The organism is Cellulomonas rhizosphaerae, assembly GCF_003470205.1.
GTDB classification, from domain to species: Bacteria; Actinomycetota; Actinomycetes; order Actinomycetales; family Cellulomonadaceae; genus Cellulomonas; species Cellulomonas rhizosphaerae.
The window spans coordinates 1-8,271 of record NZ_QWKP01000095.1; the positions used below are offsets into that span (position 1 = coordinate 1).

10 protein-coding genes are annotated in these 8,271 nt (G+C 73.3%); 4 read left to right on the plus strand and 6 right to left on the minus strand.

The window, feature by feature from the left end; translation table 11 throughout:
- The 5 genes from D1825_RS01920 to D1825_RS01940 all read right to left on the minus strand — a co-directional run.
- Nucleotides 1–744, minus strand: a 744-nt coding sequence (locus D1825_RS01920; protein WP_199721462.1) for an LCP family protein, incomplete at its 3' end; no start/stop codon positions are given.
- A gap of 118 nt (nt 745–862) precedes the next feature.
- Complete coding sequence (locus D1825_RS01925; RefSeq protein WP_118765808.1) at nt 863–1,084, minus strand: hypothetical protein; 222 nt, start codon at nt 1,082–1,084, stop codon at nt 863–865.
- An 84-nt stretch (nt 1,085–1,168) separates the two neighbouring features.
- A complete protein-coding gene (locus tag D1825_RS01930) occupies nt 1,169–1,501 on the minus strand; it encodes a YciI family protein (protein WP_118765809.1) in 333 nt (110 codons plus the stop codon).
- A 63-nt stretch (nt 1,502–1,564) separates the two neighbouring features.
- Nucleotides 1,565–2,251, minus strand: coding sequence for a DNA-3-methyladenine glycosylase family protein (locus D1825_RS01935; protein ID WP_233549563.1), 687 nt, complete (start codon nt 2,249–2,251; stop codon nt 1,565–1,567).
- Nucleotides 2,252–2,463: 212 nt separating this feature from the next.
- Entirely contained in the window at nt 2,464–2,835 is a 372-nt protein-coding gene (locus D1825_RS01940) for an RNA-binding S4 domain-containing protein (RefSeq protein ID WP_118765814.1), read from the minus strand.
- Between the two features lie 74 nt (nt 2,836–2,909).
- Here D1825_RS01940 and D1825_RS01945 point away from each other — a divergent pair, with 74 nt between their 5' ends.
- Entirely contained in the window at nt 2,910–4,124 is a 1,215-nt protein-coding gene (locus D1825_RS01945; RefSeq protein ID WP_118765810.1) for an amidohydrolase, read from the plus strand.
- A 21-nt stretch (nt 4,125–4,145) separates the two neighbouring features.
- On the opposite strand, the gene pgi is transcribed toward D1825_RS01945, so the two are convergent.
- Entirely contained in the window at nt 4,146–5,816 is a 1,671-nt protein-coding gene (gene pgi, locus D1825_RS01950) for a glucose-6-phosphate isomerase (RefSeq protein WP_233549564.1), read from the minus strand.
- Between the two features lie 121 nt (nt 5,817–5,937).
- Here pgi and D1825_RS01955 point away from each other — a divergent pair, with 121 nt between their 5' ends.
- The 3 genes from D1825_RS01955 to D1825_RS01965 are packed head-to-tail and all read left to right on the plus strand — an operon-like array spanning nt 5,938 to nt 8,168.
- The gene (locus D1825_RS01955; RefSeq protein ID WP_233549565.1) at nt 5,938–7,023 is read left to right on the plus strand and encodes a GNAT family N-acetyltransferase; all 1,086 of its coding nucleotides are present in this window, start codon (nt 5,938–5,940) and stop codon (nt 7,021–7,023) included.
- Between the two features lie 9 nt (nt 7,024–7,032).
- Nucleotides 7,033–7,332, plus strand: a complete 300-nt coding sequence (locus tag D1825_RS01960; protein WP_118765811.1) for a hypothetical protein — start codon at nt 7,033–7,035, stop codon at nt 7,330–7,332.
- Nucleotides 7,329–8,168, plus strand: coding sequence for a PfkB family carbohydrate kinase (locus D1825_RS01965; RefSeq protein WP_118765812.1), 840 nt, complete (start codon nt 7,329–7,331; stop codon nt 8,166–8,168). The genes D1825_RS01960 and D1825_RS01965 overlap by 4 nt, the downstream gene beginning before the upstream one ends.
- The last annotated feature ends 103 nt before the right edge of the window (nt 8,169–8,271 follow it).

Below are 8,271 nucleotides of genomic sequence, written 5' to 3' on the forward strand. Positions count from 1 at the left end.
GCCGCCCGTGCCGGTGCGCGCACGCAGGAACGCGATCGACGTCTTCCCGTCCAGCACCTGCTTGCCGGCCTCGACGTGCAGCTTGGCCTTGGGGGAGTCCATCGCCTCGGGGAAGCAGAACGGCACGCCACCCAGGGTGTCGATGACGTCGCGTACGCCGTCCATCTTGATGACCACGTGCTCGTCGGTCCGCACGCCCGTGTCCTGCTCGAACGTCTTGCGGGTGCAGGCTGCGGCAGTCGTGAGGTTCTTGTCCGTGCCCGAGCCGATCGCGAAGGCCTCGTTGAACATCGCGCCCGTCATGGGCGCCGTCTTCGTGCCGTCGGCGAGCAGGCACGAGGGGATGTCGACGAGGGAGTCGCGGGGGACCGAGACGATGTCTACGCGCGAGCGGTCGGCCGGAAGGTGGACGAGGAACGTCGAGTCCGAGCGCTGCCCGTCGACGTAGCCATACGTCTTGTCGTTGCGGTCACGGGCGTCGATCCCCATCACCAGGATGTTCAGCGGCTTGCCCGCGAAGCCGTCGACCAGCGGGTCGGCCGTGACCGACGGGGTCGGGCGCGACGTGCCGAGGTACTTCTCGACGTCGTCGGCCGTGTCGATGTTCGCGTTGAGGTGCGCGTAGGTCGCCCACGCCGCGCTGACGGCGAACAGCGGGACCGCGAGCGCCACGGCCGCGACCGTGCGCACGACCGGGTGGGAGCGGGCGGGCCGGCGCGTGTGGCGGGCGGGGAGAGGTCTCACGTCTCGAAACCTAGGACTGCGCTGTGCCGCGCGCGTTGCACTTGCGGGGTGGTCGCGGAGAGACCATGTGTGCGCGACGTGAAGATCGCCGCAGGTCAGCGGCCTGCGCCGGTGAGCGTCAGCCCTCGCGGTCCTCGAGGGCCGGCAGGATCGTCGTCGGTATGGCGAACGACAGCGCGACGGCCGCGATCCCGGCCGAGAACACGTACGGGCCGGCGTCGCCGACGTTGAACGCCACCGTGAACAGCACGAGGCCTCCGATGAACAGCAGGAAGGCGAAGAAGGCGCCCACGGCGTTGGCCGGGGAGCCGTTGCGCTCGACGGGGCTGTTGCTGCTCACGGGGGGTCCTCCACGGTGGATCGGGTGTCTGCCCCCGATCCTGCCTCGTCCGCCCGGGGCGGGTCCAGCGGGACGCGCCTCGGGTCAGGACCAGGAGTAGAAGGGCCGCACCTCGAGCTGGCCGAACCGCGCCATCGGGTGCTTCGCGGCCAGCTCCACCGCCTCGTCGAGGGTGTCGCAGATGAGGATGTCGAACCCCGCGATCATCTCGCTGAACTCCGCGAACGGTCCGTCGGTCACCGTGGTCCTCCCACCCCGGACGCGCACGGTCCGTGCCTCGCCGGCGGCGGCCAGCCGGTCGCCGAGCGCGCGGGTGCCGGCAGCGTCAGCCTGCTCCACCCACTCCTCGATGTTGTTGCGCGCCGGGTCGAACGGCTCGGCGGTCGGGTCGTCGCAGACGAGCATCAGAAACTGCACGGTGGCCTCCTCGGTGGTGGGTGCTTGCGGGGGTGTGACGCGCGGGCAGCCCCCGGATCGACATCACCTCAGCGGACGGGCGCGCGGGCTGCGGGGGCCGTAGCGCGGGGCGTGCGCAGCCTGGGTGATCTCGATGAGGCGGATGACGCGCTGGCGGTGCGGGCGCCAGGGCTCGAGCAGCTCGAGCATGCCGGCGTCGTCGGTCCGGTCGCCGGTCAGCGCCCAGCCGACGAGGTGCGCGAGGTGGTAGTCGCCGACGGACACCGCATCCGCGTCGCCGAGCGCGCGCGACGTGGTCTCGGCGACCGTCCACGGCCCGATCCCGCGCACCGTGAGCAGCCGGCGTCGGGTCTCGACGAGCGGCACGTCCTGGTCGAGGCGGTGCGCGACGAGCGCCGCGCGCCGGATCGTGTCCGCACGCTGGCCCTCCACGCCGGCCTCGCGCCACTCCCACACGGGGATCGCCGCCCAGACCGACGGCGGGGGCGGCACCCGCATGCCCTCGGGCGCCGGGCCCGGTGCCGGCAGACCGTGCCGCCCGACGAGGCGCCGCCAGGACGCCTTTGCGTCGAGCCCCACGACGCGCTGCTCGAGCACGGCCGGGACCAGCTGCTCCCACACGTTCCCGGTGCGCGTCAGACGCAGCCCGGGCAGGCGGTGGTGCGCGTCGCGGACCAGCGGGTGCAGCGCGGGCTCGAAGCCGGAGTCGTCGTCGCGTGCGCCCAGCAGGTCCGGGACGCCGGCGAGCACGCGCTCGGCGCCCGGTCCCCACGCCTCGACGTGGATCCCGTCGCGGCGGACCGCGATCCGGGCCGTGGCCGGGCCGTCCGGTGTGAGCGTCGCGCGCCAGGTCGCCCCGTCCGACGTGGTGCGCCAGGCGGGGTCGGACGCGCCGCGGCGCAGCGGTCCGATCGTGCGGCGGACGTCGAGCCGGTGGGCCGGTCGGTAGACGGTGGCGGGCGTCAGTGCCCCCGGAGGCGCTCGATGAGTCGCCGGTCGCGCTTCGTCGGGCGGCCGGCGCCGCGGTCCCGCTCGCCCATGACGACCTTCTGCTCCTTGGGCACCACGGCGGGGGAGCGGTCGAGGTAGCAGGTCACGGCCACGGGCGCGCCGACCCGCTTCACGACGGTGCGCTGCACGATGACGATCCGCTCGCGCTCGCCGCCGCGCACCACGATCTCGTCGCCCGGCACGACCATCGTCGCGGGCTTGGCGCGGTCGCCGTTGACGCGCACGTGGCCCGCCTTGCACGCCGCGCCGGCCGCGGACCGGGTGGGGAACAGCCGCACCGCCCAGGTCCAGGCGTCCACGCGGGCTCGCGTCACCTCAGGCATCGCGCCACCGTCGTCGTCCGCACCGACCCAGCGTCGCACGGTTCGCTCGCGCCGAGCGACGTAGGTTGGAACGCATGAGCCCTTCCGTCGTCGCCGTCACCGGCGGCCGTGTCGTCCCCGTCAGCTCCGACCCGATCGAGGGTGGCACCGTCCTCGTCGTCGACGGACGCATCACCGCCGTCGGCCTCGACGTCGAGATCCCCGCCGACGCGCGGGTGATCGACGCGACCGGCCGCTGGGTCCTGCCCGGCTTCGTCGAGGCCCACGGGCACGTGGGCCTGCACGAGGAGGGCGAGGGCGCGGCCGGCAACGACACCAACGAGATGGTGCAGCCGAACACAGCGGCCGTGCGCGCGATCGACGGCGTGAACATCGACGACGAGGGCTTCCGCGACGCGCTCGTCGGCGGCGTGACCTCCGTCGTCGTCAAGCCCGGCTCGGGCAACCCGATCGGCGGTCAGTCCGTGGCTCTCAAGACGTGGGGCGGGCGAACGGTCGACGAGCAGGTGATCCGCGCGTCGGTGAGCGTGAAGTCCGCGCTCGGGGAGAACCCGAAGCGGGTCTACGGCGAGCGCAAGCAGCTCCCGTCCACCCGGCTCGGCACCGCGCTGATCATCCGCCAGGCGTTCACCAAGGCGCAGCACTACCGCGCGGCGCGCGACGCGGCCGCGGCGAAGGGCGAGCCGTTCGCGGTGGACCTGACCCACGAGGTCCTCGTCCGGGTGCTCGACGGCGAGCTGTACTGGGACCAGCACACGCACCGGCACGACGACATCGCCACGGCCCTGCGCCTGGCCGACGAGTTCGGCTACAAGCTCGTCATCAACCACGGCACCGAGGCGCACAAGCTCGCCGACGTGATCGCGGAGCGGGACGTCCCCGTCATCTTCGGGCCGATGTTCACGAGCCGCTCCAAGGTCGAGCTGCGCGACCGGTCCATCTCCCACCTCGCGACGATCGCTGCGGCGGGGGTCCGTGTCGCGATCACGACGGACCACCCCGTGGTGCCGATCAACTTCCTCGTGCACCAGGCGACGCTCGCGGTCAAGGAGGGCCTCCCGCCCCAGACGGCCCTCGAGGCGCTCACGACGAACCCCGCGGCGTTCCTCGGGCTCGACGACCGGGTGGGTGCCCTCGAGGTCGGCCGCGACGGCGACGTCGTCATCTGGTCCGGCGACCCGCTCGACGTGACGTCGCGCGCGGAGCACGTGCTCATCGAGGGTCGGACGGTCTACACCTGGGACGACGAGGCCCGGGTGGGCACGGTCGTGGAGCGCGCGGGCCGGTAGTCACGGCCCGCGCGCCCGACGTCAGGAGCGCAGCTCGAGGTAGCGGGTGATCAGGGCCTTGGTCGACGGGTCCTGCGCGTCGAGCGCGGCCGCGTCGCCCTGGACGGCCGGGGCCACCTCGAGCGCGAGCTTCTTGCCGAGCTCGACGCCCCACTGGTCGAACGAGTCGATGCCCCACACGACGCCTTGGACGAACGTGATGTGCTCGTACAGCGCGATGAGCTGACCGAGCACGGACGGCGTCAGCGACGCGGCCAGGATCGAGGTCGTCGGGCGGTTCCCCGAGAACACGCGCGCCGGGACGATCGCCTCGTCGGTGCCCTCGGCACGGACCTCGTCGGCCGTCTTGCCGAACGCGAGCGCCTTGGTCTGCGCGAAGAAGTTGGCCAGGAACAGCGCGTGGACGTCGGTGTCGCCGTCCTTGAGCGGGTGCGCGGGGTTCGCCACGGCGATGAAGTCGGCAGGGATCAGGCGCGTGCCCTGGTGGATGAGCTGGTAGAACGCGTGCTGCCCGTTGGTACCGGGCTCGCCCCAGAAGACCTCGCCCGTGGTGGTCGTGACGGACTCGCCGTCCCACCGCACCGACTTGCCGTTGGACTCCATGGTCAGCTGCTGCAGGTACGCCGGGAAGCGGTGCAGGTACTGCGCGTAGGGCAGGACCGCGTGCGTGTGGGCGCCCAGGAAGTTGACGTACCAGATGTTGAGCAGGCCCATCAGGACGGGCACGTTGCGCTCGAACGGGGTGGTGGCGAAGTGCTCGTCGACCGCGTGGAAGCCCGCGAGGAAGTCGCGGAACGCGTCCGGGCCGATGGCGATCGCGAGCGACGTGCCGATCGCGGAGTCGACCGAGTAGCGGCCGCCGACCCAGTCCCAGAAGCCGAACGCGTTGGCGGGGTCGATGCCGAACGCGGCGACCTTGTCGAGCGCGGTCGAGACGGCGACGAAGTGCTTGGCGACGGCCTCGTTGCGCGCGTCGTCGTCGTCGGGCGTGCCCAGCTGGGCCCACAGCCAGTCGCGCGCCAGGCGCGCGTTGGTCAGGGTCTCCAGGGTGCCGAAGGTCTTGGAGGCGACGATGAACAGCGTGGTCGTCGGGTCGAGGCCCTTGACCTTCTCCGCGAGGTCGGTCGGGTCGATGTTCGAGACGAAGCGCACCTCGAGCCCGTCCTGCACGTAGGGCTTGAGGGCCTCGTACGCCATGACCGGGCCGAGGTCCGAGCCGCCGATGCCGATGTTGACGACCGTCGCGACGCGCTGGCCCGTCACACCGACCCACTCGCCGCTGCGCACCTTGTCCGCGAACGCGGCGACCTTGGCCAGGACCTCCTGGACGTCGTGGTCGATGTCCTGACCGTCGACGACGAGCGCGGGCTGCTTGCCGGCGGGGCGGCGCAGGGCCGTGTGCAGCACGGCGCGGTCCTCGGTCACGTTGATGTGGTCGCCGCGCAGCATGGCCTGGAGCCGGTCGGCCAGGCCCACCTCGTCGGCCAGGCGCTTCAGCAGCGCGAGCGTGTCGTCGGTGACCAGGTTCTTCGACAGGTCGACGTGCAGGTCGGCGAGCGGGAAGCTCAGGCGCTCGGCGCGGCCGGCGTCGGCGGCGAACCAGCCGCGCAGGTCCGCGGTGAACGTGGACTCGTGCTCGGACAGGTCCTGCCAGGCGCTCGTGGTGGTGGCGTCGATGGGCTGCGTGGACACGGGTGTTCCCTCTCTGACGGGTGCGGCGGGGCTGGTTCCCAACTTAGTGCGGCGCGCGGGGTGCATGCGCGGGACGGTCATGGGACTTATCTGCTCGACGCTGCGTGCGTGGCGGAGGAACGTGGACCTCGTGACGTCGTGGTCGCTGCGCCCGCTGCCGTCGCCCGCGTCGCTCCACGTGGGCGACGCCCTGCTGCTGTCCTACGTCGAGGCGACCAACGAGCCGATCGTCGAGACGTGGGGGACCACCGACTTCTGCTGCACGCCGCGCCAGGTCCTGGCCGGCCTGCGGCACCAGGAGTACGTGCGCAAGGACCGGATCCTGGCGGTGTCGACCGACGACGTCGTCCTCGGCTACGCCGACGTCAACCTCCCGCTGCAGGACAACACGCACCTGGCCGAGCTCGAGATCGCCGTCCGTCCCGCGTACCGCCGGCAGGGCATCGGCTCGGCGCTGCACGACGCGGCGGTGGACCTCGCGCGCTCGGCCGGCCGGACGACGGTCATGACCGACACGAACTACCGTGCCGAGCCGACGGGTGAGGTGCTCGCGCCGGACTCGGGGCCGGGAGGGGTGGACCCGGACGACCCGTCGACGCGGTTCGCCGTGGCGCGGGGCTGGAACCTGGAGCAGGCTTACCGGCACTCGCGCCTCGACCTGCCGCTCGACCCCGACGCCCTCGCCGCGCACCGCGCGGACGCCGAGGCCCACGCAGGACCCGACTACCGTCTCGTGCAGTGGACCGGCCCGTGCCCGGAGCGGTGGGTCGAGCAGTTCGCCGTGCTCAGCACCCGGATGAGCACCGACGCGCCGATGGGCGGGCTCGACCTCGAGGAGGACGTCTGGGACGCCGACCGCGTCCGCGCGGCCGACGCGGCGCACGTGGAACGCGGGTGGACGCTGCTCGTGATGGCCGCCGAGCACGTGCCGACGGGGACCCTCGCCGCCTACACGTTCTTCGTCGTGCCCGAGCACACCGACGAGTGGGTCAGCCAGGAGGACACCCTGGTGATCAAGGAGCACCGCGGGCGGCGGCTCGGCATGCTCGTCAAGGCCGCGAACCTGCAGCGACTCGCGGCCGAGCACCCGACGGTCGAGCGCGTGAGCACCTGGAACGCCGAGGAGAACGACTTCATGCTGGCCATCAACGTGGCGCTCGGGTTCCGGCCCGCGGGCGGCGACGGGACGTGGCAGCGGCGCCTCTAGGCTGACGCCATGTCCCGCGTGCCGACCGCCCTGATCGCTGCCCTCACGCTCGTCGTCGGGTTCTTCGTCGCCCAGGTGACCGGCGTCCGGGCGCTCGGCGGCCTCGTGCTGCTGGCCGGCGTCGCGTGGTGCGTGTGGCGCTCGCGGACCGCCGGCGTGGCCCGGCTGGTCGCCGTGGTGGTCGTCGGGGCGGTGTGCTTCGTCGCGGCCCACGTGCTCGCGCCGACGCTCGGCGCGTGGCCGGCCGTTCTGCTCGTCGCCGCGGTCCTCGGCGTCGTGACCTGGGCGCTCGTGGACCGGCGGGCGTGAGGCTCGTCTGCTGCGGGTTGGCCACCCTGGACGTCGTCCAGGTGGTCGACGCACTGCCCGGCCCGGACGCGAAGGTCGTCGCGCGCAGCCTGGCGGTCACCTTCGGCGGCCCTGCGGCGAACGCCGCTGCCACCGCGGTCGCGCTCGGCGTCCCCGCGCGGCTCGTGACGGCCCTCGGCCGCTCGCCGCTCTCGACGCTCGTGCGGTCCGGGCTCGAGGCGGCGGGCGTCGAGGTCGTCGACCTGCTCGACGGGCCGGGGTCGCCCGCGGTCTCGACCGTCCTGGTGACGCGGTCGACGGGTGAGCGGGCCGTGGTGTCGGTCAACGCGACCGGGGTCACCGGGCTCGGCTCGGCCGCTGCGTGGGCCGCGGATGCGACCGCGGTGCTGGTCGACGGGCACCACCTGTCCGCCGCGGCCGAGCTGGCGGCTGCTGCTGATGTCCCGGTGCTCCTCGACGGCGGCAGCTGGAAGCCCGGGCTGGAGTCCCTGCTCGCATTCGTCGACCACGCGGTGCTCTCGGCCGACTTCCGCCTGCCCGAGCCGGCTGCTGACCTCGCGGCGGCCGTCGCCGCGCTCGGACCCTCGTCGGTGGCGGTCTCCGCCGGGGCTGGGGCGATCCGGCTGGTCGTCCGCGGCGTCGGGTCGTGGATCTCCCCGCCGGAGGTCGACGACGTCGTCGACACCCTCGGCGCCGGCGACGTCCTGCACGGCGCGACCGGGGCGGCCCTGGCGCGCGGCGCGGGCATCGCCGACGCGCTCGCGGCCGGCGCCGTCGTGGCGAGCGAGTCCGTCCGCCACCCGGGCGCCCTCGGCTGGGTCGCCGCCCGCGCCTGACCTACGGCCGGGTCGGGCCGGTCAGGCGAGGGCGTCGCGGACCAGGGGGGCGACGACCGTGCCCAGCAGCTCGATCGCGCGCAGCGACTCCGCCTGCGGCACC